Origin of the sequence: Streptomyces sp. SLBN-118 (assembly GCF_006715635.1) — a bacterium.
Classification (GTDB): Bacteria; Actinomycetota; Actinomycetes; order Streptomycetales; family Streptomycetaceae; genus Streptomyces.
On sequence record NZ_VFNP01000002.1, the window covers coordinates 919,628 to 944,027 of the forward strand.

27 protein-coding genes and 1 riboswitch are annotated in these 24,400 nt (G+C 69.2%); of the genes, 14 read left to right on the forward strand and 13 right to left on the reverse strand.

The annotated features are described in order from the left end of the window. The first annotated feature begins 16 nt into the window (after positions 1-16). From FBY35_RS22710 to FBY35_RS22720, 3 genes are read left to right on the forward strand one after another with little or no spacing between them, the layout of a single operon-like run. Entirely contained in the window at positions 17-2,530 is a 2,514-nt protein-coding gene (locus FBY35_RS22710) for an RNA helicase (RefSeq protein WP_260848789.1), read from the forward strand. A 38-nt stretch (positions 2,531-2,568) separates the two neighbouring features. Beyond that, positions 2,569-3,444, forward strand: a complete 876-nt coding sequence (locus tag FBY35_RS22715) for an acyl-CoA thioesterase II (protein ID WP_142215836.1) — start codon at positions 2,569-2,571, stop codon at positions 3,442-3,444. Between the two features lie 31 nt (positions 3,445-3,475). Then, positions 3,476-3,964 (forward strand): glutathione peroxidase, encoded by a 489-nt coding sequence (locus FBY35_RS22720; protein WP_142215837.1) that lies wholly within the window; start codon positions 3,476-3,478, stop codon positions 3,962-3,964. A gap of 60 nt (positions 3,965-4,024) precedes the next feature. Here the strand turns inward: FBY35_RS22720 and FBY35_RS22725 are convergent, their stop codons facing one another. After that, positions 4,025-5,251, reverse strand: a complete 1,227-nt coding sequence (locus tag FBY35_RS22725; protein ID WP_142218112.1) for an acyl-CoA dehydrogenase family protein — start codon at positions 5,249-5,251, stop codon at positions 4,025-4,027. A gap of 185 nt (positions 5,252-5,436) precedes the next feature. On the opposite strand from FBY35_RS22725, the gene FBY35_RS22730 reads away from it, so the two are divergent. Next, positions 5,437-6,096: a TetR family transcriptional regulator gene (locus FBY35_RS22730; RefSeq protein WP_142215838.1), complete on the forward strand. Its 660-nt coding sequence runs from the start codon at positions 5,437-5,439 to the stop codon at positions 6,094-6,096. A gap of 59 nt (positions 6,097-6,155) precedes the next feature. Here the strand turns inward: FBY35_RS22730 and def are convergent, their stop codons facing one another. Continuing rightward, positions 6,156-6,692 carry a peptide deformylase gene (gene def, locus FBY35_RS22735; RefSeq protein WP_142215839.1) on the reverse strand — a complete coding sequence of 179 codons (537 nt, stop codon included), beginning with the start codon at positions 6,690-6,692 and terminating at the stop codon, positions 6,156-6,158. 115 nt (positions 6,693-6,807) lie between these two features. Here def and FBY35_RS22740 point away from each other — a divergent pair, with 115 nt between their 5' ends. From FBY35_RS22740 to FBY35_RS36500, 5 genes are all read left to right on the forward strand, one after another. Continuing rightward, positions 6,808-8,046, forward strand: coding sequence for a MurT ligase domain-containing protein (locus FBY35_RS22740; protein WP_142215840.1), 1,239 nt, complete (start codon positions 6,808-6,810; stop codon positions 8,044-8,046). Between the two features lie 29 nt (positions 8,047-8,075). Next, positions 8,076-8,804 carry a type 1 glutamine amidotransferase gene (locus FBY35_RS22745; RefSeq protein ID WP_142215841.1) on the forward strand — a complete coding sequence of 243 codons (729 nt, stop codon included), beginning with the start codon at positions 8,076-8,078 and terminating at the stop codon, positions 8,802-8,804. A 153-nt stretch (positions 8,805-8,957) separates the two neighbouring features. Then, positions 8,958-9,983, forward strand: a complete 1,026-nt coding sequence (locus FBY35_RS22750) for a 6-phosphofructokinase (RefSeq protein WP_142215842.1) — start codon at positions 8,958-8,960, stop codon at positions 9,981-9,983. Positions 9,984-10,080: 97 nt separating this feature from the next. Then, positions 10,081-11,034 (forward strand): cytochrome c oxidase assembly protein, encoded by a 954-nt coding sequence (locus FBY35_RS22755; protein ID WP_142215843.1) that lies wholly within the window; start codon positions 10,081-10,083, stop codon positions 11,032-11,034. Between the two features lie 73 nt (positions 11,035-11,107). Beyond that, positions 11,108-11,266: a hypothetical protein gene (locus FBY35_RS36500; protein WP_186357038.1), complete on the forward strand. Its 159-nt coding sequence runs from the start codon at positions 11,108-11,110 to the stop codon at positions 11,264-11,266. A gap of 297 nt (positions 11,267-11,563) precedes the next feature. On the opposite strand, the gene FBY35_RS37390 is transcribed toward FBY35_RS36500, so the two are convergent. Continuing rightward, on the reverse strand, positions 11,564-12,106 hold the full coding sequence (locus FBY35_RS37390; protein ID WP_260848790.1) for an ATP-binding protein: 543 nt from the start codon (positions 12,104-12,106) through the stop codon (positions 11,564-11,566). Positions 12,107-12,400: 294 nt separating this feature from the next. Here FBY35_RS37390 and FBY35_RS22765 point away from each other — a divergent pair, with 294 nt between their 5' ends. Next, the gene (locus FBY35_RS22765) at positions 12,401-13,108 is read left to right on the forward strand and encodes a 1-acyl-sn-glycerol-3-phosphate acyltransferase (RefSeq protein WP_142215844.1); all 708 of its coding nucleotides are present in this window, start codon (positions 12,401-12,403) and stop codon (positions 13,106-13,108) included. 122 nt (positions 13,109-13,230) lie between these two features. On the opposite strand, the gene FBY35_RS22770 is transcribed toward FBY35_RS22765, so the two are convergent. The 8 genes from FBY35_RS22770 to FBY35_RS22805 all read right to left on the reverse strand — a co-directional run bounded on the left by FBY35_RS22770 (position 13,231) and on the right by FBY35_RS22805 (position 20,041). Further along, positions 13,231-14,808, reverse strand: coding sequence for an alpha/beta hydrolase (locus FBY35_RS22770; protein ID WP_260848791.1), 1,578 nt, complete (start codon positions 14,806-14,808; stop codon positions 13,231-13,233). A 147-nt stretch (positions 14,809-14,955) separates the two neighbouring features. Continuing rightward, complete coding sequence (locus FBY35_RS22775) at positions 14,956-15,699, reverse strand: urease accessory protein UreD (RefSeq protein WP_142215845.1); 744 nt, start codon at positions 15,697-15,699, stop codon at positions 14,956-14,958. Continuing rightward, positions 15,696-16,373, reverse strand: coding sequence for an urease accessory protein UreG (gene ureG, locus FBY35_RS22780; protein ID WP_142215846.1), 678 nt, complete (start codon positions 16,371-16,373; stop codon positions 15,696-15,698). The genes FBY35_RS22775 and ureG overlap by 4 nt, the downstream gene beginning before the upstream one ends. Before the next feature lie 19 nt (positions 16,374-16,392). Then, on the reverse strand, positions 16,393-17,127 hold the full coding sequence (locus FBY35_RS22785; protein WP_142215847.1) for an urease accessory protein UreF: 735 nt from the start codon (positions 17,125-17,127) through the stop codon (positions 16,393-16,395). A gap of 2 nt (positions 17,128-17,129) precedes the next feature. Beyond that, the gene (locus FBY35_RS22790; RefSeq protein WP_142215848.1) at positions 17,130-18,851 is read right to left on the reverse strand and encodes an urease subunit alpha; all 1,722 of its coding nucleotides are present in this window, start codon (positions 18,849-18,851) and stop codon (positions 17,130-17,132) included. Beyond that, positions 18,844-19,155, reverse strand: a complete 312-nt coding sequence (locus FBY35_RS22795) for an urease subunit beta (protein WP_142215849.1) — start codon at positions 19,153-19,155, stop codon at positions 18,844-18,846. Before FBY35_RS22795 ends, FBY35_RS22790 begins: the two co-directional genes overlap by 8 nt. A 13-nt stretch (positions 19,156-19,168) precedes the next feature. Then, positions 19,169-19,471 carry an urease subunit gamma gene (locus tag FBY35_RS22800; RefSeq protein WP_142215850.1) on the reverse strand — a complete coding sequence of 101 codons (303 nt, stop codon included), beginning with the start codon at positions 19,469-19,471 and terminating at the stop codon, positions 19,169-19,171. A gap of 288 nt (positions 19,472-19,759) precedes the next feature. Then, positions 19,760-20,041, reverse strand: coding sequence for a type II toxin-antitoxin system Phd/YefM family antitoxin (locus tag FBY35_RS22805; protein ID WP_142215851.1), 282 nt, complete (start codon positions 20,039-20,041; stop codon positions 19,760-19,762). A 71-nt stretch (positions 20,042-20,112) separates the two neighbouring features. Between FBY35_RS22805 and FBY35_RS22810 the strand changes: the two genes are divergently transcribed. The 3 genes from FBY35_RS22810 (at position 20,113) to FBY35_RS22820 (ending at position 22,045) form a co-directional block, all read left to right on the forward strand. Further along, positions 20,113-20,748 carry an ATP-dependent Clp protease proteolytic subunit gene (locus FBY35_RS22810; protein ID WP_142215852.1) on the forward strand — a complete coding sequence of 212 codons (636 nt, stop codon included), beginning with the start codon at positions 20,113-20,115 and terminating at the stop codon, positions 20,746-20,748. Positions 20,749-20,755: 7 nt separating this feature from the next. Then, positions 20,756-21,064, forward strand: a complete 309-nt coding sequence (locus FBY35_RS22815) for a hypothetical protein (protein ID WP_142215853.1) — start codon at positions 20,756-20,758, stop codon at positions 21,062-21,064. Positions 21,065-21,409: 345 nt separating this feature from the next. Then, positions 21,410-21,565: riboswitch (cyclic di-AMP (ydaO/yuaA leader) on the forward strand. 3 nt (positions 21,566-21,568) lie between these two features. After that, positions 21,569-22,045 (forward strand): C40 family peptidase, encoded by a 477-nt coding sequence (locus FBY35_RS22820; protein ID WP_142215854.1) that lies wholly within the window; start codon positions 21,569-21,571, stop codon positions 22,043-22,045. Positions 22,046-22,070: 25 nt separating this feature from the next. On the opposite strand, the gene FBY35_RS22825 is transcribed toward FBY35_RS22820, so the two are convergent. Continuing rightward, positions 22,071-22,700 carry a LysE family translocator gene (locus FBY35_RS22825; protein ID WP_142215855.1) on the reverse strand — a complete coding sequence of 210 codons (630 nt, stop codon included), beginning with the start codon at positions 22,698-22,700 and terminating at the stop codon, positions 22,071-22,073. 83 nt (positions 22,701-22,783) lie between these two features. Here FBY35_RS22825 and FBY35_RS22830 point away from each other — a divergent pair, with 83 nt between their 5' ends. Continuing rightward, positions 22,784-23,689 carry a LysR family transcriptional regulator gene (locus FBY35_RS22830; RefSeq protein WP_142215856.1) on the forward strand — a complete coding sequence of 302 codons (906 nt, stop codon included), beginning with the start codon at positions 22,784-22,786 and terminating at the stop codon, positions 23,687-23,689. A 56-nt stretch (positions 23,690-23,745) separates the two neighbouring features. Here the strand turns inward: FBY35_RS22830 and FBY35_RS22835 are convergent, their stop codons facing one another. After that, a complete protein-coding gene (locus FBY35_RS22835; protein ID WP_142215857.1) occupies positions 23,746-24,177 on the reverse strand; it encodes an ATP-binding protein in 432 nt (143 codons plus the stop codon). Positions 24,178-24,400: the final 223 nt, after the last annotated feature.

The following is a 24,400-nucleotide window of genomic DNA, read 5'->3' on the forward strand; positions in this document are numbered from 1 at the left end:
CAGGCAAGATGGGGGCGTGACCCTCATCGATCAGCTGCCGCCGGACAACAATCCCGATGTCCTCTTCGAAGCCTTCTCCTCATGGGCCGAAGGCCAGGGCATCACGCTCTATCCGGCTCAGGAGGAGGCGCTGATCGAGGTGGTTTCCGGGGCGAATGTGATCCTTTCGACCCCCACCGGCTCCGGTAAGAGCCTTGTTGCGGCGGGCGCGCACTTCACCGCTCTCGCAGGCGACCAGGTGACCTTCTACACCGCACCGATCAAGGCGCTGGTCTCCGAGAAGTTCTTCGACCTGTGCAAGCTCTTCGGCACGGAGAACGTCGGGATGCTCACGGGCGACGCGTCCGTCAACGCGGACGCCCCGGTCATCTGCTGCACCGCCGAGGTGCTGGCCTCCATCGCCCTGCGCGACGGCAAGCACGCCGATATCGGCCAGGTCGTGATGGACGAGTTCCATTTCTACGCCGAGCCGGACCGCGGCTGGGCCTGGCAGATCCCGCTTCTGGAGCTGCCGCAGGCACAGTTCATCCTGATGTCGGCGACCCTCGGCGACGTCTCCATGTTCGAAAAGGACCTGACCCGCCGCACGGGCCGCGAGACGGCCGTCGTACGGTCCGCGACCCGGCCCGTGCCGCTCTCGTACGAGTACGTCACGACGCCCATCACGGAGACGCTGACCGAACTGCTCGAAACCAGGCAGGCGCCGGTCTACATCGTGCACTTCACGCAGGCCCAGGCGGTCGAGCGCGCGCAGTCGCTGATGAGCATCAACATGTGCACGCGCGAAGAGAAGGACAAGATCGCTGATCTGATCGGCAGTTTCCGCTTCACCACCAAGTTCGGGCAGAACCTGTCCCGTTACGTACGCCATGGCATCGGTGTGCACCACGCAGGCATGTTGCCCAAGTACCGCCGTCTGGTAGAAAAGCTCGCGCAGGCAGGCTTGTTGAAGGTCATCTGCGGTACCGACACGCTCGGGGTCGGAGTCAACGTCCCCATCCGCACGGTGCTGTTCACCGCGCTCACCAAGTACGACGGCAATCGGGTGCGGACACTTCGCGCCCGCGAGTTCCATCAGATCGCCGGTCGCGCCGGGCGGGCCGGCTTCGACACCGCCGGTTTTGTGGTCGCCCAGGCTCCCGAGCACGTCATCGAGAACGAGAAGGCGCTCGCGAAGGCCGGCGACGATCCCAAGAAGCGCCGCAAGGTGGTCAGGAAGAAGGCCCCCGAGGGCTTTGTCGCCTGGTCGGACACCACGTTCGAGAAGCTGATCGCCTCCGAGCCGGAGCCGCTGACCTCCCGCTTCCGGGTCACCAACATCATGCTGCTCTCGGTGATCGCCCGGCCCGGGAACGCCTTCGAGGCGATGCGCCGCCTGCTCGAGGACAATCACGAGCCGCGCAAGGCGCAGCTGCGTCACATCCGCAGAGCCATCGCCATCTACCGCTCGCTGCTCGACGGCGGAGTGGTGGAGCAGTTGGACAAGCCCGACGCCGAGGGCCGCACCATCCGGCTCACCGTCGACCTCCAGCAGGACTTCGCGCTCAACCAGCCGCTGTCGACCTTCGCGCTGGCCGCCTTCGACCTGCTCGACCCGGAGTCCCCGTCCTACGCCCTGGACATGGTCTCCGTCGTCGAGTCGACGCTCGACGACCCCCGCCAGATCCTCGCCGCCATGCAGAACAAGGCACGCGGAGAGGCGGTCGGCCAGATGAAGGCGGACGGCATCGAGTACGAGGAGCGCATGGAGCGGCTCCAGGACATCTCGTACCCCAAGCCGCTGGAAGAGCTGCTGTGGCACGCGTACAACGTCTACAAGAAGTCTCACCCCTGGGTCGCCGACCACCCGGTCTCGCCGAAGTCCGTCATCCGTGACATGTACGAACGGGCGCTGACCTTCACGGAGTTCACCTCCTGGTACGAGCTGGCGCGCACCGAGGGCATCGTGCTGCGCTATCTCGCCGGCGCGTACAAGGCGCTCGACCACACCATCCCCGACGACCTCAAGACCGAGGATCTCGAAGACCTGATCGCCTGGCTCGGCGAGATGGTGCGGCAGGTCGACTCCAGTCTGCTCGACGAGTGGGAGCAGCTCGCCAACCCGGAGATCGAGACCGCCGAGCAGGCCCAGGAGAAGGCCGACCAGGTCAAGCCGGTCACCGCGAACGCACGCGCCTTCCGGGTGCTGGTGCGCAACGCGATGTTCCGCCGGGTGGAACTCGCCGCGCTCGACAGGGTCGACGACCTCGGGGAGCTGGACGCCGAGTCCGGCTGGGACGAAGACGCCTGGGGCGAGGCGATGGACGCGTACTGGGACGAGTACGACGAGCTGGGCACGGGGCCCGACGCCCGCGGGCCCAAGCTGCTGCTGATAGAGGAAGACGCCGAGCACAGTCTGTGGCGCGTCCGGCAGGTCTTCGCCGACCCGAACGGCGACCACGACTGGGGTATCAGCGCGGAGGTCGATCTGACGGCTTCGGACGAGGAAGGCCGGGCCGTCGTGCGCGTCACGTCCGTCGGGCAGCTCTGACACCGGCCCAACCACTGGGGAACACAGGAGGACACCCGATGACGAACCCGGCCGAGCGCCTGGTAGATCTGCTCGACCTGGAGCAGATCGAGGTCAATATCTTCCGCGGCCTGAGCCCCAACGAATCCCTGCAACGGGTCTTCGGCGGGCAGGTGGCCGGCCAGGCGCTGGTCGCGGCCGGCCGCACCACCGACGGCGAGCGGCCGGTCCACTCGCTGCACGCGTACTTCCTGCGGCCGGGCATCCCGGGCGTGCCGATCGTCTATCAGGTCGAACGGGTCAGGGACGGCCGCTCCTTCACCACCCGCCGGGTCACCGCGATCCAGCAGGGCAAGACGATCTTCAATCTGACCGCCTCCTTCCACCGGCCGGAGACGGGCAGCATCGAGCACCAGTTGCCGCCGCGGCTGGATTTTCCGGACCCCGAGACACTCCCCACGGTCGCCACGGAGATCCGTGAACACCTGGGTGCGCTGCCCGAGGCGCTGGAGCGGATGGAGCGGCGCCAGCCCTTCGACATCCGCTACGCCGACCGGCTGCGCTGGACGCCGGAGGAGCTCAAGGACGCGGACCCGCGCAGCGCGGTGTGGATGCGCGCGGTCGGCCCGCTGGGCGACGATCCGCTGGTGCACACCTGCGCGCTCACCTACGCGAGCGACATGACCCTGCTGGACGCGGTCCGTATCCCGGTGGAGCCGCTGTGGGGCAGGCGCGGCTTCGACATGGCCTCGCTCGACCACGCAATGTGGTTCCACCGGCCCTTCCGCGCGGACGAGTGGTTCCTCTACGACCAGGAGTCCCCGATCGCCACGGGCGGCCGTGGTCTGGCGCGCGGCCGTATCTACGACCTGGCGGGCAATCTGCTGGTTTCGGTCGTGCAGGAAGGTCTCTTCCGTCCGTGGGGTTCACAATGAACGTCGATTGCCCGCCCATGAGGAGATTTCCGTGACCCTGTACGACATCCCGCTGCGCACGCTCAACGGAGAGCCGACGTCCCTGGCCGACTACGAGGGCAAGGCCGTCCTGCTGGTGAACGTGGCCTCCAAGTGCGGTCTGACCCCGCAGTACGCCGGTCTGGAGCGGCTGCAGAAGCAGTACGGCGAGCAGGGCTTCAGCGTCGTCGGCGTGCCGTGCAACCAGTTCGCGGGCCAGGAGCCGGGCAGCGCGGAGGAGATCGAGTCCTTCTGCTCGGCGACGTACGGCGTGACCTTCCCCATGCTGGAGAAGACGGATGTGAACGGGGCCGGCCGGCACCCGCTCTACACGGAGCTGACGAAGGTCGCGGACGCCGAGGGCGAGGCCGGGGATGTCCAGTGGAACTTCGAGAAGTTCCTGATCGGCAAGGACGGCCAGGTCGTGTCCCGCATCCGCCCGCGCACGGAGCCGGAGGACCCGGCGGTCACGGCCGCGATCGAGGCGCTGCTCTCCGCGTAACGCGGTCGGGCGCCGGACGGGCTCGGTCGAGCGCGTCCGGCGCCGGAGCGGGGGAGAAACCTAGCGGATCGGCATGCCCGACAGGGTGCGGGCGATCACCAGACGCTGGATCTCGCTGGTGCCCTCGAAGATCGTGTAGATCGCGGCGTCGCGGTGCATGCGCTCCACCGGGTATTCGCGGGTGAAGCCGTTGCCGCCCAGGATCTGGATGGCCTGGGCCGTGACCTTCTTCGCGGTCTCGGAGGCGAACAGCTTCGACATCGAGCCCTCGGCCGACTCGAAGGGCCTGCCCGCCGCCGCCATCCACGAGGCGCGCCAGACCAGCAGCCGTGCCGCATCGATCTGGGTGCGCATGTCGGCCAACTGGAAGGCGACGCCCTGGTTGTCGATGATCGGGCGGCCGAACTGGCTGCGGGTCATGGCGTAGTCGAGCGCGACCTCGTACGCGGCACGGGCGGTGCCGACCGCCATCGCGCCGACGGCCGGGCGGGACGCCTCGAAGGTGGCCATCGCCGCGTTCTTCACGCGCTCGCCGCCCTTCTTCACGCTCTCGCGCCCCCGGGCGAGACGCTCGTCCAGCTTCTCCTTGCCGCCGAGCAGGCAGTGGCCGGGGACGCGGACGTCCTCCAGGACCACCTCGGCGGTGTGGGAGGCGCGGATGCCGTGCTTCTTGAACTTCTGGCCCTGCGAGAGGCCGGGGGTGTGCGGCGGGACGATGAAGGAGGCGTGGCCCTTGGAGCCGATCTCCGGGTCGACGACGGCGACGACGACATGGACATTGGCGATGCCGCCGTTGGTGGCCCACGTCTTGGTGCCGTTGAGCACCCACTCGTCCGTGGCCTCGTCGTAGACGGCGCGGGTGCGCATGGACCCGACGTCGGAGCCCGCGTCGGGCTCGGAGGAGCAGAAGGCCGCGAGCTTCACGTCGTCAACGTCGCCGTACATCTGTGGAATCCACGTGCCGATCTGCTCCTCGGTGCCGTTGGCGAGGACACCGACGGCCGCGAGTCCCGTGCCGACGATGGACAGACCGATGCCCGCGTCGCCCCAGAACAGCTCCTCCATGGCCACGGGGATGCCGAGTCCGGTGGGGTCGAAGAACTGCTGGGCGTAGAAGTCGAGGGAGTAGATTCCGACCTTGGCCGCCTCCTGGATCACCGGCCAGGGGGTCTCCTCGCGCTCGTCCCATTCCGCGGCGGCCGGGCGCATCACGTCCTTGGCGAACCCGTTCAGCCAATCGCGGACCTGCTTCTGATCATCGTTGAGCTCGAACGTGAACTCGGCCATGTTCCCCTCCAGCACTGCGGTGACGCTCGGCATGTTACTTGCGGTAACCAGAGTGTGTTACCGGCAAGTAGCCCGTGTCAACCGGCCATGGCCCGATCCCCTGGCCGGAGCGGCATGGTGTTACGTTGCGCAGGCGCCACGCAATCCCAGGCGTCGCGCAATCGCTCGGGCGGGGAGAAACATCTATGGAGACCACACAGCAGGCGGCGGGCCAACAGCGGACTGCCGACCAGCGGCGCCGGGAGCTGCTGGAGGCGGCCGACCGGGTGGTGCTCCGGGACGGGCCACAGGCGTCGATGAACGCCATCGCCGCGGAAGCGGGCATCACCAAGCCCATCCTGTACCGGCACTTCGGCGACAAGGGTGGCCTGTACCGCGCCCTTGCCAAACGCCACACCGACGCGCTGCTCGACGCGCTGCGGGCCGCAGTTGACGCCCCGGCCGACCGGCGCGAACGAGTCGAGGCCACGCTCGACACGTATCTCGCGGCGATCGAGGCGCGGCCACAGGTGTACCGCTTTCTGATGCACCCGTCCGAGGACCACCAGCCCGCGGACGCGGTCTCGGACGCGGTCTTCGACGTGGGCCGCCACTCGGCGCCGCTGCTGCGCCGGCTCGGTGAGGAGCTGGCGAAGGTCATCCACGACCGGGTCGACCTCGGACCGGGCAGCGAACAGCTGGCCCGGGTGTGGGGCCACGGCATCGTCGGCATGATGCACGCGGCCGGGGACTGGTGGCTGGGTGAACGCCCGTGCTCCCGGGCGGAGTTGGTCCGCTGCCTGGCGGACCTGCTCTGGGGCCGCCTGGCCGCGGCGGCCGACCGCGCTGGGGGGCCCGGTTTCTGACTGGGGCGAGGACATGCTGCCCAAGGCCGCATATGAGATCTGGGGGCCTGCCCCCGGACCTACCCCCACTTCGCCCGCCGCGCCGCCCGCAGCGCCCTCGCCCGGCGCCACCCCGTCAGCCGGTCCGTGTACACCAGCCCTTCCAAGTGGTCGCACTCGTGCTGAAGACACCGCGCGAAGAACCCGGTGCCGGCCACCCGCACCGGCTCGCCGTCCACCGTGACGCCCTCCACCACCGCGTGGTCGAAACGCTCCGTCCCGGCTTCGAGGCCGGGCAGCGAGAGACAGCCTTCCGGTCCGCGCACGGTGACCCCGTCAGCCTCCACCAGACGCGGGTTGACGATGTGTCCGAGATGGCGGACGTCCTCGTCGTCGGGGCAGTCGTAGACGAACACCCGCAAAGGGACGCCCACCTGGTTCGCGGCGAGGCCCACACCCTGCGCCGCGTACATCGTCGCGAACATGTCCTCGACCAGCTGCTTCAGCGCGGGCGAGAAGTCGGTGACGGGCTCACAGGGGGCGTGCAGCAACGGATCCCCGAGCAGGCTCATGGCCTTGACGAGTCCAGAACTGCCGGGGATGGGCCGGTTTCGCATGGCCGTAAGAGTACGGTCCGCCACGACCTCCACATTCTCCGGCGGTGCCGCCGTACGGGCGCCTGGCCGGACCTCGATAGGCTGGGCCGGACCGATGCAAGGAGGATCAAGGACGATGTCAGGCAACTCGGAGCCCCTGACGCCGCGCGCCAAGCTGGCCGTGACGGCAGGCAAGGCCGCCGCGGCGGTGTCGCGCGCCGCCGGACGCGGCAGCGGATCGGTGATCGGCGGCCGGGTCGCGCTCAAGCTCGACCCCGATCTGCTGGGGCGGCTGGCGCAGCACCTGGACGTCGTCCTCGTGTCGGCGACCAATGGCAAGACCACGACGACCCGGCTGATCGCCGAGGCCCTCCGGGCCAGCGGACCGGTCGTCTCCAACGCGCTCGGCGCCAATATGCCCGCGGGCATCACCTCGGCGCTGGCCGGTGGCTCCGACGCCAAGTTCGGTGTGATCGAGGTCGACGAGAAGTACCTCGCGGGCGTGGCCCGAGATGTGACGCCCAAGGCGATCGCGCTGCTCAATCTGTCGCGTGACCAGCTGGACCGCGCGGCCGAGACCCGGATGCTGGCCGAGAGGTGGCGTGAGGGTCTGGCCGGTACGAAGGCCATGGTCATCGCCAACGCCGACGACCCGCTGATCGTGTGGGCCGCCTCCTCCTCGCCCAACGTCGTATGGGTGGCCGCCGGCCAGGAATGGAAGGACGACGCCTGGTCCTGCCCGTCCTGCGGCGGTGTGATGCAGCGCCCCGGCGACGACTGGTTCTGCGGCGCGTGCGGGTTCCGCCGTCCCGCCCCCAGCTGGGTGCTCAGCGGCGACCATGTCCTCGACCCGCACGGCTCGGCCTGGCCGATCCACCTCCAGCTGCCCGGCCGCGCCAACAAGGCGAACGCCGCCACCTCGGCCGCGGTCGCCGCCTGCTTCGGCGTGCCGCCGCAGGTGGCCCTGGAGCGCATGTACTCCGTGCAGGCCGTCGCGGGACGCTATGACGTCGTCTCCTTCCTCGGCCGCGACCTGCGGCTGCTGCTGGCGAAGAACCCGGCGGGCTGGCTCGAAACGTTTTCCCTGATCGACCCGCCGCCGACCCCGGTCATCCTCTCGGTCAACGCCCGCGGCGCCGACGGCACGGACACCTCCTGGCTCTGGGACGTCGACTACACCCGGCTCGCGGGTCACCCGATCTTCGTGATCGGCGACCGCCGGCTGGACCTGGCGGTGCGACTCGAAGTCGCGGGCCTGGACTTCCGGGTGTGCGAGAGCGTCGATGAGGCCGTGCAGCTCTCCCCGCCCGGGCGGATCGAGCTGATCGCCAACTACACCGCCTTCCAGGACGTGCGCCGCCGCGTCGGCAACTGACCCGCGGACCCCGAAAAGGACTTATGAGCATGAGCGACAACAGCCTGCGTCTGGTCTGGGTCTACCCGGACCTGCTCAGCACCTACGGCGACCAGGGCAACGCGCTGGTCGTCGAGCGCCGGGCCCGGCAGCGCGGCCTGGATGTGATGCGCATCGACGTACGCAGCGACCAGCCGGTCCCCACCTCCGGCGACATCTATCTGATCGGCGGCGGCGAGGACCGGCCGCAGCGGCTCGCGGCCGAGCGGCTGCGCCGCGACGGCGGGCTGAGCCGGGCCGCGTCCAACGGCGCGATCATCTTCTCTGTCTGCGCGGGCTACCAGATCCTCGGCCACGAGTTCATCAACGACCTCGGTGAGCGCGAGGCCGGCCTGGGCCTGATCGATGTGATCTCCACGCGCGGCGAGGGCGAGCGGTGCGTCGGTGACGTACTGGCCGACATCGACCCGCGGTTGGGTCTGCCGCAGCTGACCGGTTTCGAGAACCACCAGGGAATCACGCATCTCGGGCCGACGGCCCGCCCGTTCGCCCGCACCGTCCTGGGCCGCGGCAACGGCACCGGCGACGGCACCGAGGGCGCGTACAACGAGACCGTCTTCGGCACGTACATGCACGGCCCCGTGATGGCCCGCAATCCGCAGATCGCGGATCTGCTGCTCAAGCTGGCCCTCGACGTGAACGCGCTGCCGCCGACGGACGACCGGTGGTACGAGGCGCTGCGCGCCGAGCGCATCGCGTCCGCGACCCAGCCCGCCTGACCGCAACCCTCTGACAGCCGGGCTGACAGAAAGCTGACGTCCACCAGTCGGACATCCGGTTCGGCCCCGTCACCCAGCGCCGGTAGGGTGGCGGGGATCCGACCGGACGACGTGGTCCGGGACTCTGCCCACGTTGTAAAGGTATTTCGGGCTATGCGCATTGGTGTGCTCACCTCCGGCGGCGACTGCCCCGGTCTGAACGCCGTCATCCGCTCCGTCGTACACCGCGCGGTCGTCGACCACGGCGACGAGGTCATCGGCTTCCACGACGGGTGGAAGGGCCTTCTGGAATGCGACTACCGCAAGCTGGACCTTGACGCGGTCGGCGGCATCCTGGCCCGTGGTGGCACGATTCTCGGCTCCTCCCGCGTCCAGCCCGCGCATCTGCGCGACGGTGTGGAGCGGGCCAAGGGGCATGTCGCCGAGCTCGGTCTCGACGCGATCATCCCGATCGGCGGCGAGGGCACCCTCAAGGCCGCCAACCTCCTCTCCGAGGGCGGGCTGCCGATCGTGGGCGTACCGAAGACCATCGACAACGACATCGCGTCGACGGACGTCACCTTCGGTTTCGACACGGCCGTCGGCGTCGCCACCGAGGCCCTCGACCGGCTGAAGACCACCGCCGAGTCGCACCAGCGGGTGCTGATCGTCGAGGTCATGGGCCGCCACACCGGCTGGATCGCACTTCACTCCGGCATGGCCGCGGGCGCGCACGCCATCGTGGTGCCCGAGCGTCCCTTCGACATCGGCGAACTGACCAAGCGGGTCGGCGAACGCTTCGAGGCGGGCAAGCGCTTCGCGATCGTCGTGGTCGCCGAGGGCGCCAAGCCGCGTGAGGGCTCCATGCAGTGGGACGAGGGCGGCAAGGACGTCTACGGCCACGAGCGCTTCGCGGGCGTCGCCCGGCAGCTGTCCATCGAGCTTGAGGAGCGCCTCGGCAAGGAGGCCCGTCCGGTGATCCTCGGCCATGTCCAGCGCGGCGGAACTCCGACCGCGTACGACCGTGTGCTCGCCACCCGCTTCGGCTGGCATGCTGTGGAGGCCGCGCACCGCGGCGAGTTCGGCATGATGACGGCGCTGCGCGGCACGGACATCACGATGGTGCCGCTTGCCCAGGCCGTGGAGACGCTGAAGACCGTCCCGGCCGAGCGCTATGCCGAGGCCGAGTGCGTGATGTGACGCACGAGCGTACGACTGGAACCGCCCCCGGCCGCAGCAGCGGCCGGGGGCGGTTCTAGTCTGGTCCGGACAACAGGCGCGAATCGGGAGCGGACGGATGGATCACAGCGGGCACGGCATGACGATGGATCTGCCGCCGTTCACGCTGGGGCGGGGACTCGAGTACTCACCGGACCCGTTCTTCCTCGTCGGCTCCGTGCTGGCTCTCGCGCTGTACGGCTGGGGCGTACTGCGGCTGCGAAGGCGCGGGGACAGCTGGCCGGTCGGCCGGACGATCTGCTTCACGGTCGGCGTGCTGAGCGTGGCCCTGGTGATGTGCACCAAGCTCAATGACTACGGCATGGTCATGTTCAGCGTGCACATGGTGCAGCACATGGTCATCAGCATGCTCTCCCCCATCGTGCTGCTGCTCGGGGCGCCGGTGACGCTGGCGCTGCGCGCCCTGCCGGTCGCGAGCCGTCGCGGCAGCAAGGGGCCGCGCGAACTGCTCCTGGCCCTGCTGCACAGCCGATACATGCGGATCGTCACGCACCCCGCCTTCACGATCCCGCTGTTCATCGCGAGCCTGTACGGGCTCTACTTCAGCCCCCTCTTCGACTTCCTGATGGAGTCGAAGACCGGGCATGTGGCGATGATGGTGCACTTCCTCGTGGTGGGCCTCGTCTTCTTCTGGCCGATCATGGGTATCGACCCGGGTCCGCACCGGCCGGGGTATGTGATCCGGATGCTGGAGCTCTTCGCGGGCATGCCGTTCCACGCCTTCTTCGGGATCGCTCTGATGATGGCGACCGAGCCGATGATCAGCGCGTACAGGAATCCGCCGGCCTCCCTCGGCATCGACGCGCTCACCGACCAGAACGCGGCCGGCGGTATCGCCTGGGCCTTCAGCGAGATCCCGTCCGTACTGGTGCTGATCGCTCTGGTCTTCCAGTGGTACGCCTCCGAACAGCGGCAGGCCAAGCGCACGGACCGGGCCGCGGACCGGGACGGCGACAAGGATCTCGAGGCGTACAACGCGTATCTCGCCTCGCTCCAGGCACGCGGACAGTAACCGGGCAGTAGCGCGATGACCGCCTCACGGGTGACCATGAGGTCGACGGCCGGGCCGTCGGAGGAGGGCGCGCATGTCCGGATCCACGAAGGCGATGGGAGTGCTCACCGTCGGGACCCTGGTGGTCGTGACGGCCTATACGGCGGCACTCGGAAGCAATGGCTGGCTCTGGTTCGGCTGGGTCTTGCTCGGCCTGGTGACGATCGGAGTGATCGCTTCACGCGGCAACTGACCCGGCGCACCGGGGACGGAACCGCTCAGAAGCGGAAGACGTCCCCGGTCGCGCGTCGAGTTCGGATGCGCCGGCGCACTTGTGCCGTGCCATTGCGCGGCCTCGCCAGGTGCTGCTGCGGCAAGGACTGCACTGCGGTGCGTCCGGGCTCCTGGGACTCGTGACCCGACGCAGGGGCCGGGCCGGACAGAGGCCAGGACAACCGCGGAGGCCGGCGAGGACAAGGGGCCGCGTTGGCGGAGCGCGCGTACGGGCGGTGCGAATCGCCCGTACGGCTCTTGCGCATGGCCCCTGCTGTCATCCGACCCCGGCGGCCGCGATCGCGCGGTCCGGCTCGCGTACCTCCTGCGGCACCGCGGCGTCCTCGCCCTCCGGTAGCGCCAGGCTCCTCGGCAGCGGCTTGAACTCGCGGACAGGGGGCATCGGAGCGCCTGCGGAAAGCAGGACGCGCTGGACTTCCTTGACGCGTCGGCTGAACCAGATCACCTTGCCGGTGGCGGTACCGCACGTGCCCCAGCTGTCGCTGAGCACGGCGACCGTGGCCAGTCCGCCCTTCGCGGGGGAGGAACTGGTCACCCGCGGCATCCTGCGGTCCTTGTCCGCGACGGATGCGATCAGGTGCCTTCCCGTCCAGCGCAGCTCCACCACGCACGCCTTGTCGCCCTTCACATGCTGGACGACGTTGCCGACGAGTTCGTCGACCGCGCGGCAGACTGGTGCGATGTGGTCCTCGAGACTCCAGTGCCGAAGATGCGCTGCGAGAATGCGCCGGATCTGGGGAATCCGTTCTGTCGATGCCTGCACTTCCAAGGTGTAGCGGCAGGCGGCCGTGACATGCATGACCGTTACTCCTCACCGCGACCTGGTCAGCTCTTCGGCTAGGGACCCCCGAGTGCGAAGAGTGAGCAAGTGTCGCTTCTGGGTCACCAACAAGATTGACCTCGGGCGGCCGAGACCGCAACACATCGCCCGACCGGAGCAAGAGACGGCGGTGGGCATCCCGTCATCACCAGTCCGAGTCAGACGCTTACGCCCGGTAAGACCTGCACCTAGACTGATCACCCCCGGCGTGCCCGATGACCTGGCACAACGCAGCCCCGAAGCCGATCCGGACCAAGTGAGGAGCACCCTCAATTGTTCTATTACGTGCTCAAATACGTCATTCTGGGGCCGCTGTTGCGGTTGCTGTTCCGGCCCAGGATCGAGGGACTCGAGCACATCCCCGCGGAGGGCGCGGCCATCGTCGCGGGCAATCACCTGTCGTTCTCGGACCACTTCCTGATGCCCGCGATCACCAAGCGGCGCATCACCTTCCTCGCCAAGGCGGAGTACTTCACCGGGCCGGGCCTGAAGGGCCGTCTGACCGCCGCCTTCTTCCGCAGCGCCGGACAGATCCCGGTCGACCGCTCCGGCAAGGAAGCGGGCCAGGCGGCGATCCGCGAGGGGCTCGGGGTGCTGAGCAAGGGCGAGCTGCTGGGGATCTACCCCGAAGGAACGCGTTCGCACGACGGCAGGCTCTACAAGGGCAAGGTCGGCGTCGCCGTGATGGCGTTGCGGGCGAGGGTGCCGGTCGTGCCGTGCGCCATGGTGGGCACCTTCGAGATCCAGCCGCCGGGACAGGTCCTGCCGAAGATCAAGCGGGTCACCGTGCGGTTCGGGGAGCCGATGGACTTCTCCCGGTACGAGGGCATGGAGAACGAGAAGGCCGCCATCCGCGCGGTCACCGACGAGATCATGTACGCGATCCTCGAACTGTCCGGCCAGGAGTACGTGGACCGCTACGCCGCCGAGGTCAAGGCAGAGCGGGAGCCGGCGAAGAAGTTCCCGCGGCGACGAAGCTGAGGATCGGCTCGGCGAACGCCTCTGGGCTTGCAACCGTGCCGCTGAGCGGCGGGCGCGCGGCGTGAGCGGCAGAAAGGAGGGGCGGCCGGAACCGGCCGCCCCTCCACCCGTATCGGCTGTGACTACGGCTTGGGCGTGGCGTGCGGGGTGCACGCCACGTCGCTGCTGTCCACCGTGCCGCTGACCAGGTAGGCATCCACCCGCTGGTTGATGCACGGGTTGACCAGACCGGTCACACCGTGCGAACCGGCGTCCTTCTCGATGATCAGACGCGAGCCCTTGAGGCGCTTGTGCAGCTCGACGGCACCGTCGAAGGGAGTGGCGGCGTCACGGGTCGACTGCACGATGAGCACCGGCGGCAGACCCTTGCCCGTCTTCACGTACAGCGGGTTGTGCTGCTTGGACGACCACGTGGCGCACGGAAGGTTCATCCAGGCGTTGGCCCACGTCATGAACGGGTAGTCCTTGTGGAGCCGGGAGTTGTCCCGGTCCCACTTCTTCCAGCTGGTCGGCCACTTGGCGTCCGCGCACTCGACGGCCGTGTAGACGGCGTTGCCGTTCTCCGAGGCGATGTTGCCCTTGGTGTCGGACAGGTCGGGCGCCGCTGCGTCGACCAGCGCCAGGGTGTCACCCGCGATGTACTTGCTCCAGGTCTGGGCGACGGGCACCCAGGAGGAGTCGTAGTACGGCGCGCTCTGGAAGAAGCTGATGAGCTCCGCCGGTCCGACGACCCCGCCGAGGGGGCTCTTCTTGGCGGTGGCCCGCAGCTTCAGCCACTGCTGCTCGACCTTCTCGGGGGTGTCCCCGATGTGGAAGGTCGCGTCGTTCTTGGCGACCCATGCCTTCCAGTCGTTCCAGCGCATCTGGAAGGCGACGTCCTGATCGAGGTTGGCCTCGTACCAGATCTTCTCCCGCGAGGGATTGACGACGCTGTCGACGATCATCCGGCGCACATGGCCCGGGAAGAGCGTCGCGTAGACCGCCCCGATGTAGGTGCCGTAGGAGACGCCCAGGAAGTTGAGCTTCTGCTCGCCGAGGGCGGCCCGGACGACATCCAGGTCGCGCGCGGTGTTCGGCGTGGTCATGTGCGGCAGCATCCAGCCGCTGCGCTCGGCGCACCCGTCCGCGTACTCGGCGGCGAGCTTGCGCTGGGCGCGCTTTTCGGCCTCGCTGTCGGGCACCGGGTCGGCCTTCGGTGCCTTCACGAACTCTTGCGGGTCGACACAGGAGATGGGGGCCGAGTGGCCCACACCCCGAGGGTCGAAGCCGACGAAGTCGTACGCCTTCGATGCGTTGGCCCAGAGCGGGTTCTTGTTGGTGACCCGGGTAGGGAAGCGCATGCCCGAGCCGCCGGGGCCGCCCGGGTTGTAGACCAGGGACCCCTGGCGCTCAGCCTTGGTGCCCGTGTTGCCTATTCGGTCGACGGCAATCTTGATCTGCTTGCCGTTGGGGCGTGCGTAGTCGAGCGGCACGCTCACCCATCCGCACTGGATGGGCTTGGCAAGTCCCCAGTCCGCCGGGCAGTCCGCCCAGTCGATCCCCTTCTTCGCGGCCCGCTCCGCGGCGACCTGAACACCACGTGCCTCGGACCAACCGCTGTGGCTGCCAGTGGCGTTGGCTGCCGGTGCGGTGATCGCGCCCGTGATGAGGGTGCCCGCGATCAGAGTGCCGGCCGAGCCGAGCACTGCTGTGCGTCTCACGTAGAACTCCCCCTTACTGTTGTCGAGTTCTCCGGGGATCCTTTCGTCTGTGGGGCTGCCGGGAACAGGTCGCACTGGTGTTTCTTTACCGAACCAATAACCGGTCAGTAGTGTCCCGCTCAGCGGTGCACCAAAATGACCGAGTTCTCACCGCTCAAGATGTTCCGCGTCCAGCACTTCATCGAGTACGAACCGGAGTTGGCGGGCATCCGGCGCCACGGCCGTGACCAGGTAGGCGGGACCGGCAAGCGGTGTCAGAACCGCGTACTCGTCCAACAGCCGTGACTGGACAGGCTTCTCCTCGAACTCGGGGTACACGACGAGAAGTTGACCGACCGCACGATGGCCGGCCAGGACCGCGCCGCCGTCCCAGCCACCGTGGGCGCCGGGGCCGTAGCTCAATTCCTGGTCCAGCAAGGGACGTCCGGCGCGGTGGACGGTGAGGCGGGTCGCGAGAGTGCCGGGCTCTTCGCCGTAGCGGCCGAGGATCTGTTCCTCGCGCAGCACCAGCCGTGCGCTCGCCGCCAGGTCGACGCGCGTACGCATCCGCAGATCGCTGCCGTACGCAGAGATGAGCTGCTCCGGCAGCCAGCGCAGTTCGGCATCCTCGCCGACAGTCAACGACACGTCGTAATGGGCCTGTTCAGCGGTGCGGCCGGGCAGCGCGATGGTCGCCGCGGCGGAGTCGATGTGGAGCCGCGTACCCTCGGCCGCCTCCGCCTCGATGGCCAGCCGGTCGCCACCGAGCGGTGCGCTCATCGCGCCGACGACGGTGACACGGACACAGGGGCCTACGGCGCGCGTGCGGCGCAGGGCGAGCGGTCCGTCGCCCGTCAGTACCGGCAGGCCGTCGCGGGTGGCGACGACACGGGCGGTTGCCTGGATGCTCATGCGGTCCAGGCGGCCAGCCGGTCGCGCACCCAGTCGGCGACCGGGCGCACGCCGTCCTCGCCCTTCAACGAGGTGAAGGCGACGGGGAGTTCGCCGCGCTGTTCCTTGGCGTCGCGTGCCATCCGGCCGAGGTCGGAGCCGACGTGGGGCGCGAGGTCGGTCTTGTTGACGACGAGCAGATCGGCGGTGGTGACACCGGGGCCGCCCTTGCGCGGGATGTCGTCGCCGCCCGCGACGTCGATGACGAAGATCTGGGCGTCGACGAGGCCCTTGGAGAAGGTTGCGGTGAGATTGTCGCCGCCGGACTCGACGAGGATCAGATCGAGCGGACCGACGCTCTCCTCCAGGTCTTCGACGGCTTCGAGGTTGGCGGAGATGTCGTCGCGGATGGCGGTGTGGGGGCAGGCTCCGGTCTCGACTGCCTGAATGCGCTCGGGCGGCAGTACGGCGTTGCGGAGCAGGAATTCGGCGTCCTCGCGGGTGTAGATGTCGTTGGTGACGACGGCGATGGACAGCTGGTCGCGCAGGGCGCGGCAGAGCGCCGCGACGGTGGCGGTCTTGCCGGAGCCCACCGGTCCGCCGAGCCCGATGCGCAGGGCGCGCCGGCTGCCGTCGGGGCGTACGGCGTCGGCACTCACGGCTGCCGGGCCCGAGGGCGAGTGGTCGAGATGCATGGTGCGGCTCCTTGAAGGCTTACGAGGCGAAGAGGCGAACGGGCCAGGCGGCGTGCGCCTCCGCCGTGATGTCGAGCAGCGGGGCGGACGCTGCGGGCAGTGCGTCGACACCGTCGCGCGCGGCGCGTGCGGCCTGTGCGGCGACCTCGTCCAGGGCGGGTGCGAGGTGGGCGAGGACGGCGGTGGCCTCGAAGGGGTCCAGGCTGAGGAGGCGTACGGCGGCGGTGGCCGGTCCGCCGACCGACTCGTACACGGCACAGTGCGCGGCGTCCTCGGGGCCGAGTCCGGCGGAGCGGGCGGCGAGCCCGAGGACGATCGGCTGGTGGGTGCCGCGCGGGAACGCCGCGGCGAGCGCGTCCAGTTCGGGACTCGGCCAGGTGGAGCGGGCGGCGCGCATCATCTGGCGGCCGAGCTTGCGGGCGGTGGCCCGCAGGGCGGGTGAGGGGGTACGGGCATCGGCGGCGGCGTCGAGCGCGAGGGGATCGAGACCGAGGGCAGCCGCGGCGGCGAGCCCCGCCGAGGTGAGACCCGTGGTGTGCAGCCGCCCCCGGCAGAATGCCTCCAGATCCCGGGCGTCGCGGATCCGGCCCGCGGTGACGGCCGCTTCTGCCCCGCCGGAGTGGGCGTGACCACCGGCGGGGAACCGGCCGTCGGCGAGGACGAGCAGCGCGGCGCGGGCAGCGGGCGCGGCCGGTCCGCCGGTGCCGGTGGCTCCGGCGGCTGCGGACGCTCGAATGCTGGAGTTATCGTCCATGATCAGAACAGGAAGTAGCGCTGGGCCATGGGAAGTTCGGCGGCCGGGGCCGGTTCGACGGTCTCGCCGTCGATCGTCACCGTGAAGGTGTCGGCGTCGACCTCGACCCGCGGGAGCGCGTCGTTCTCCCGCATATCGGCCTTGGTGACGCGGCGCGTGCTGGTGATCGGCACGAACTTCTTGCCCAGGCCGAGGCGTTCGGGCAGATCGTCCTCGATCGCAGCCCGGGCGACGAAGTTGAACGAGTTCGCGGCGGGCGCCTTGCCGAGCGCGCCGAACATCGGCCGCGGCATGACCGGCTGGGGCGTTGGGATGGAGGCGTTCGCGTCGCCCATCTGCGCGTACGCGATCTGGCCGCCCTTGATGACCAGGTGCGGCTTGACGCCGAAGAAGGCCGGATCCCAGAGCACCAGGTCCGCGAGCTTGCCGCTCTCGACCGAGCCGATCTCGTGGTCGAGGCCCTGCGCGACCGCGGGGTTGATCGTGTATTTGGCGACATAGCGACGTGCCCGGTGGTTGTCGGCACGGCCGTCTCCGGGCAGTGCTCCTCGCCGCTTCTTCATCACGTGGGCCGTCTGCCAGGTACGCATGATCACCTCGCCGACGCGACCCATGGCCTGGGCGTCCGAGGAGATGATCGAGATGGCGCCGAGGTCGTGCAGGATGTCCTCGGCCGCGATCGTGGAGGGCCGGATACGGGACTCCGCGAAGGCGAGGTCCTCGGGCACGGCCGGGTTGAGGTGGTGGCAGACCATCAGCATGTCGAGGTGTTCCTCGACGGTGTTGACGGTGTGCGGCCGGGTCGGGTTGGTGGAGCTGGGCAGGATGTGCGGCTCGCCGACCACGGTGATGATGTCCGGTGCGTGCCCGCCGCCCGCGCCCTCGGTGTGGTACGCGTGGATGGTGCGGCCCGCGATCGCGGCGAGGGTGTCCTGGACGAAGCCCGCTTCGTTGAGGGTGTCCGTGTGGATGGCGAGCTGGGCGCCCGTGTCCTCGCAGACGCTCAGGCAGGCGTCGATGACGGCGGGGGTCGCCCCCCAGTCCTCGTGGATCTTGAACCCGAGCGCCCCGCCGCGCAGTTGGGAGTGCATGGCCTCGCGGGACATCGTATTGCCCTTGCCGAGCAGTCCGATGTTCACGGGGAAGGAGTCCGTCGCCTCGAACATCCGGGCAAGGTGCCACGGCCCGGGGGTGATGGTGGTGGCCTTGGTGCCCTCGGCCGGTCCGGTGCCGCCGCCGACGAGTGTGGTGACACCGGTCGCCAGGGCCTGGTCGATGATGGTCGGCGAGATGAAGTGGACATGCGCGTCGACGGCGCCCGCGGTCACGATTCTTCCGTTGCCCGCGATGATCTCGGTCTCGGGTCCGATGACGAGATCGGGGTGTACGCCGTCCATCGTGTCGGGGTTGCCGGCTTTGCCGATGCCCGTGATGCGGCCGTCGCGGATGCCGATGTCCGCCTTGACGATGCCCCAGTGGTCGATGACGACCGCTCCCGTGATGACGGTGTCCGGTGCGCCTTCGGCCCGTGTCGTACGGGACTGGCCCATCGACTCGCGGATCACCTTGCCGCCGCCGAACACGGCTTCGTCGCCCGCGAGTCCGGGCCCGCCGGAACGGTCCTGCTCGATCTCGACGAGAAGGTCGGTGTCGGCGAGCCGGATCCGGTCGCCGGTGGTGGGGCCGAAGAGATCGGCGTAGACGGCACGATTCAGCTCAGGCATCGAGACCGCCTCCGACCTCTCCCCGCAGACCCGCGATGACGCGTCGGCCGGTGAAGGGGACGAGTTCCACATCGACGGGAATGCCGGGCTCGAAGCGCACGGCGGTGCCCGCGGCGATGTTCAGCCGCAGGCCGCGCGCGGCGGCGCGGTCGAATTCCAGGCCGGGGTTGGCCTCGGCGAAGTGGTAGTGGGAGCCGACCTGGACGGGCCGGTCGGCGGCGTTGACGACGCCGAGGCGGGTGACCTCACGGCCCTGGTTGAGGGACACGCGGCCCTCGGCGAAGAGGATCTCTCCGGGGATCATCGGCACTCTCCCCTCAGACGATCGGGTCGTGGACGGTGACGAGCTTGGTTCCGTCCAGGAAGGTCGCCTCGACCTGGACGTCATGGATCATCTCGGGGATGCCCTCCATGACGTCGGCGCGGGTGAGGACCGTACGGCCCGAGGCCATGAGTTCGGCCACGGTGCGGCCGTCCCTGGCGCCTTCGAGGATGTGCGACGTGATCAGGGCGACGGATTCGGGGTGATTGAGCCGCACCCCGCGCGCTCGGCGCTTCTGCGCCACGTCGGCGGCCACATGGATGAGCAGTCGTTCCTGCTCGTGCGGGGAGAGTTGCACGCGTCCACCTCACAGTCGTCCGGCTCGCCTGGGTGCAGCGGGACGCTAACCCACGGCACCACTGTGTTGACCAATGCGTGGGTGTCTCACGGCGAGCGGTTGAACGTTAGGCGGAAAGTTTTTCCGGCGCGTTAACTGATCTTGGTCTCACGCAGGTACACGCTGCAGCGGCGCTCACCTCGGGAACCATCGCCCGGCCCCGTCGGCCCGTACCGCGATCGACGAACGGGTCGTATACGGGGCGGCAGCGCCCGGGGGCGCGCGGCCCTTCCACGCGCTGCGGCGTGGTCAGCGGCGCTCGTCGGGGCGCCGGTGCTCGGCCGCGAGACCGAAGCGCCCCCGTTCACCGGTAGCGGACGCTGCCGAGCCGAGCGAGCAGACCGAGCTGATCACCTGCTCCTCGGCGGCCTCCTGATCCCGCTCCAGTCGTTCCAGGTCAGCGGCGGACACCAGCGCCACGAGTGGCTTCCCGTGCCGGGTCACGACGACGCGCTCCCCGCCGTAGACGACGCGGTTGATCAGTTCGGCGAGCTCTGCGCGGGCTTGCGTCACCGGAATCTCGTAGGCCATGCTCCCCATCATAACGGCCTGTACGTCCTGTACATTTCTTACAGATGGCCGTGCGAGAGGAGAAGGACGTCATGAACCGACCAGCCGCCCGCCACGTCCTGCCCCAGTTCACCGAGCGCACCAGTGCGGGCCACCGCACCCTCGATCCGTACTCGAAGCTGCTCGACGAGCGGATCATCTTCCTCGGCAGCGCCGTCGACGACACCGCCGCAGGCGATGTGATCGCGCAGTTCCTGCACCTCGAGTACGCGGCGCCGGACCGCGACATCTCCCTGTACATCAACTCCCCCGGCGGCTCACTCAGCGCCATGTCCGCGATCTACGACACGATGCAGGTGATCACCTGCGACGTGGAGACGACCTGCCTCGGGCAGGCCGCCTCCACCGCCGCGCTGCTGCTCTCCGCCGGGGCCCCGGGTAAGCGGATGGCGCTGCCCGGCGCCCGGATCGTCCTGCAGCAGCCCGCGCTCGAGGAGCCGTTGCAGGGCCGGCCCTCCGATCTGGAGATCCAGGCACAGGAGTTGCTGCGCCTGCGGACCCAACTCGCCGGGATGCTCGTACACCACACCGGCCAGACCACCGAGCGGATAGCCGCCGACCTGGAGCGCGACAAGATCTTTGATGCCGAGGCCGCCCTGGCCTACGGGCTGGTGGACCATGTGATCAAGAACCGCAAGACCTCGCTCTCCTCCGCCGGTTCGAGGTGAGCGCCGGATGCTGCCACCCGAACTGCCCCCGCTGCCCGCACTGACCCGCGCCGAGTGCGAGTTCGTCGACAGCTATCTGGAGGTGCTCGATCTGCTGGGCAGGATCAACCCGGCCCGCGCGACGCACACGTACGGCGCACTCCGCGCGGCACAGGCGCTGGTCGGACGGGCCGAGGCGCTCAAGAACGCCCTGACCCTGATGCACCTGCGCGGTGAGAGCGAGGTTCATGCGGCGACGCTGGCCGAAGCACTCAGAGTGCTCGACGGCGAGCGGCGGGCGCGACGGGTGACGATGCCGCCCGCGGCGATGAGTTGACGAAACACCCGCTTCCGCCTACGCCATCAGGGTACTGGTGTACATCCCCCATTCGATGCAGTCGACACACCGCCCGCGACTACGGACAACTTGCGCACTGTGACTACCGATCGGGCGGAATGCCTTGCTCCTGCGCTGGTGCGAGGCTCCTCAACTGTCGTGTACTCGTCTGCTAATCTCCCCTGTCCACCCGAACAGGTCAGCGGTGGCAAAGCTCACTTACGGACGCTTCAACTCGGAAATCCGGCGCGGCATGGGTCAAGATCCCTGGGACGACAAGCCCTCACCATCTCGGTGGGGCGGTCCGGGCGGACGCCGAGTCCTGCCGCCGCACCGGATGTCTGGTCGACAGAAGCGCTTCGGCAGGAGTGGAGGACCCAAGCAGGACGGGACAGCCGGACAGCCCGGCGGTCCCTTGGGGTGAAGCCGCAGCCGCGGCCGGGCATCTTCGTCCGTCCGAACCCGACAGGTCATCCTTCACAGGCGGCTGACGAAGGGTTGCGCATGAATCCGCAGATTCATGTCCCGTTGTTGATGACCAGGGCGGGCGCCGTGTCGGCACTGACCCTTGCCGCCGTCGGCGGCTCTCTGCTGGTCCCGGGCACCGTTCCCGAGGCCCATGCGGCAACGACCCGCGCGAAGGCTGCGCTCAAGGTGGCCGCCTCGAAGAGGGGGGCGCCCTACAGGTACGGCGCCGCGGGTCCCTCCCGGTTCGACTGCTCGGGGCTGACGCTTTATTCGTACAAAAGGGTGGGCAAGAAGCTCCCCCGTACGGCTCAGCAGCAGTTCAACAAGACCCGTCGTGTCCCGGCCTCCTCGAGGCAGCAGGGAGACCTGGTCTTCTTCCACTCCGGCAGCAGGGTCTACCACGTGGGCATCTACGCCGGCCGCGGCAGGATCTGGCACTCGCCGAAGACCGGCTCCTGGGTGAAGCTGGAGAAGATCTGGACCAAGAGCGTCTGGTACGGCCGGGTCCGCTGACGGACCGTCCTCCGGCGCCCCGGGGTCAGTGCGCGAGCGGCTCGGCGAGCAGGGTCACTCCCAGAGCCGTGAGCGCACCGCCGGTGACGCCTTCGACGGCCCGGGTGGTGCGCGGCCTGCGCAGCCACTTCCCGAGACGGTCCACGAGCAGGGCCACCGCCGGGAACCACAGCAGCGCCAGAGCGACGACGATCGACGCAAGCAGCAAGGTGCGCGGCAGTACCGCCGCACCGTCCGGAACGAACTGCGGGAGCAGGCTCAGGAAGAGAACGGGCGCCTTCGGGTTGAGGACGTTCGTGAGGAAGCCCTGGCGCAGGCTGCGGCCGATGCCCTGCGTGGCCGCGGCCTCGGGATCCTCCACCGCGAGCACCGGGCGCAGGGCGGAGCGTACGGCCCGTACGCCCAGGTAGAGCACATAGGCACCGCCCAGAATCTGCAGCGTGCGGAACAACACCGGAACGGCGACCAGAACGGCCGCGAGTCCGGCGACCGCCAGCGCGGTGTGCACGAGCAGTCCCCCGGCGACGCCGACCGCGCAGGCCACGCCCGCGCGCCGGGAGGCGAGCGCATTGCGTACGACGACGGTGAAGTCCGCGCCCGGCATGGCGACCATGCCCGCGGCGACCCCGATGAAGGCGAACAGTTGTGCGTCCATGGCCACCATCCTGGACCGGCCACAGCCTTAACGTGTACTTATAATGTTCTGGGTAGGCCTAAAGCAATGCTTAAGGGATTGCCATGTACGACCCGACACGACTGGCGGCGCTCGTAGCGGTCGCCGAGGCCGGCTCGATCACCCGGGCCGCGTCCCGCCTGGGCTACACCGCACCCGCCCTCTCCCAGCAGCTGGCCAAGCTGGAGCGCGAGGCCGGGGCGGCTCTTCTGGTGCGCAGTCATCGCGGGGCACGGCTGACCGCCGCGGGCGAGCTGCTCGCAGCGCGGGCCCGCCGGGTCCTGGACGAGATGGACCGGGCGCGGCACGAGCTGGCGCGGCTGTCCGGACTGGCCGGCGGGCGGTTGCGGGTGGGGACCTTCACCACGGTGGGTGTCCACCTGCTGCCGCCGGTCCTGAGCTCGTTCCGCCGGGCGCATCCGGATGTGGAACTGACCGTCGCGGAGTACGAGCCCCCGGACGGGGTCCTGGCAGTGGCGGCCGGCGAGGTGGATCTTGCGCTGACACACACCTACGAACCGGCCGAGCCTGCGCCGCCGCCCGCGGGTGTGGTCCTGGACCCGCTGCTGGTCGAGGAGTTGGTCCTGGTGACGGCGCCCGGCCATGCGCTCGCGGGCGGCTCGGGGCGGCTGCCGGTGGCCGATCTCGCCGGACAGCCGCTGATCAGCAGCGCGCCCTCGCATCCGCCCCGCAAGGGGGTCGAAACTGCGCTCGCCCGGGCCGGGGCGACCCCTGCGGTGGTGTGCGAGTCACCCGGCTACGCGCTGGTGTGCGCACTGGTCAGTGCGGGGATCGGGGTTGCGGTGGTGCCGGAGATGGTCGCGGCGATGTCGGCGACGCCGCTGGGCGTACGGCAGTTGGACCCGGCGGACTTCCGCCGGACGATCTCGGTGGTGCACCGGGGCGAGGAGTCCGGGCCCGCGGCGCAGTCTCTTCGGGCGCTGCTGCGGGGGGCGTTCGGCCGGGCGTGAACGCACGGGCCGGCCGGCAGGGGCACCGGCCGTCGGGCCGAAGTCTTCCGGCCGTCTCAGCTCTGGACCGGGGCCGTCCACGGAAGGGCGATCCAGACCGTCTTGCCGCCTTCCGGGGTCGGAGTGACCGAGAGCTGTCCGCCGCACTCCGCGGTGAGGCTGCGAATGATGACCATGCCGCGGCCGTTGTCCTGCCGGACCGCGGCCGGCAGCCGCTGCGGCCACCTGGGATGACTGTCGGTGACGCCGATGCGCAGTTCCTCGTCACGGTCGAGACGCAGGTCCACGGTGAACGTCGGGGACTGGCCGAAGGTGTGCTGGACGGCGTTCGTGGCGAGTTCGGAGACGATCAGCCGGACGGTCTCGAGGGCTTCGGTCTCGACGGGCAGGCCCCACTCGGAGACCACGTGTGCGGCGTATCTCCGGGCGGCGGAGACCGAGGCGGGATCGCTCGGCAGTGTGACGGAGGCTTCCTGATGGTCTGCCATGGCGAGCTGTCCCTTTCCCACCGTGGCCGCGCTCCGACTCGTAGCGGAATTGCGAGGACGGCCACGGATTGCGCTTCGCGCCAGAGTGCCACCTATCGTGCTTCCGGAGGTGACGATCCACCACTATATGCAGATACCTGTCGCTCAAAGCGGTGAACTCTGCTACGCGAGACCGTATTTGGACGCACAATCGCCCGTTGGCCGCGGTGGAGACAGGACGCCG

Bases quoted from the DNA above. Each gene is read 5' to 3' on its own strand.
- FBY35_RS22715 (WP_142215836.1), top strand. From the start codon at position 2,569: ATGACGAACCCGGCCGAGCGCCTGGTAGATCTGCTCGACCTGGAGCAG.
- FBY35_RS22725 (WP_142218112.1), bottom strand. From the start codon at position 5,251: ATGGCCGAGTTCACGTTCGAGCTCAACGATGATCAGAAGCAGGTCCGC.
- FBY35_RS22730 (WP_142215838.1), top strand. From the start codon at position 5,437: ATGGAGACCACACAGCAGGCGGCGGGCCAACAGCGGACTGCCGACCAG.
- def (WP_142215839.1), bottom strand. From the start codon at position 6,692: ATGCGAAACCGGCCCATCCCCGGCAGTTCTGGACTCGTCAAGGCCATG.
- FBY35_RS22740 (WP_142215840.1), top strand. From the start codon at position 6,808: ATGTCAGGCAACTCGGAGCCCCTGACGCCGCGCGCCAAGCTGGCCGTG.
- FBY35_RS22745 (WP_142215841.1), top strand. From the start codon at position 8,076: ATGAGCGACAACAGCCTGCGTCTGGTCTGGGTCTACCCGGACCTGCTC.
- FBY35_RS22750 (WP_142215842.1), top strand. From the start codon at position 8,958: ATGCGCATTGGTGTGCTCACCTCCGGCGGCGACTGCCCCGGTCTGAAC.
- FBY35_RS22755 (WP_142215843.1), top strand. From the start codon at position 10,081: ATGGATCACAGCGGGCACGGCATGACGATGGATCTGCCGCCGTTCACG.
- FBY35_RS36500 (WP_186357038.1), top strand. From the start codon at position 11,108: ATGTCCGGATCCACGAAGGCGATGGGAGTGCTCACCGTCGGGACCCTG.
- FBY35_RS37390 (WP_260848790.1), bottom strand. From the start codon at position 12,106: ATGCATGTCACGGCCGCCTGCCGCTACACCTTGGAAGTGCAGGCATCG.
- FBY35_RS22775 (WP_142215845.1), bottom strand. From the start codon at position 15,699: ATGAGCATCCAGGCAACCGCCCGTGTCGTCGCCACCCGCGACGGCCTG.
- ureG (WP_142215846.1), bottom strand. From the start codon at position 16,373: ATGCATCTCGACCACTCGCCCTCGGGCCCGGCAGCCGTGAGTGCCGAC.
- FBY35_RS22785 (WP_142215847.1), bottom strand. From the start codon at position 17,127: ATGGACGATAACTCCAGCATTCGAGCGTCCGCAGCCGCCGGAGCCACC.
- FBY35_RS22790 (WP_142215848.1), bottom strand. From the start codon at position 18,851: ATGCCTGAGCTGAATCGTGCCGTCTACGCCGATCTCTTCGGCCCCACC.
- FBY35_RS22795 (WP_142215849.1), bottom strand. From the start codon at position 19,155: ATGATCCCCGGAGAGATCCTCTTCGCCGAGGGCCGCGTGTCCCTCAAC.
- FBY35_RS22805 (WP_142215851.1), bottom strand. From the start codon at position 20,041: ATGGCCTACGAGATTCCGGTGACGCAAGCCCGCGCAGAGCTCGCCGAA.
- FBY35_RS22810 (WP_142215852.1), top strand. From the start codon at position 20,113: ATGAACCGACCAGCCGCCCGCCACGTCCTGCCCCAGTTCACCGAGCGC.
- FBY35_RS22815 (WP_142215853.1), top strand. From the start codon at position 20,756: ATGCTGCCACCCGAACTGCCCCCGCTGCCCGCACTGACCCGCGCCGAG.
- FBY35_RS22820 (WP_142215854.1), top strand. From the start codon at position 21,569: ATGAATCCGCAGATTCATGTCCCGTTGTTGATGACCAGGGCGGGCGCC.
- FBY35_RS22825 (WP_142215855.1), bottom strand. From the start codon at position 22,700: ATGGACGCACAACTGTTCGCCTTCATCGGGGTCGCCGCGGGCATGGTC.
- FBY35_RS22830 (WP_142215856.1), top strand. From the start codon at position 22,784: ATGTACGACCCGACACGACTGGCGGCGCTCGTAGCGGTCGCCGAGGCC.
- FBY35_RS22835 (WP_142215857.1), bottom strand. From the start codon at position 24,177: ATGGCAGACCATCAGGAAGCCTCCGTCACACTGCCGAGCGATCCCGCC.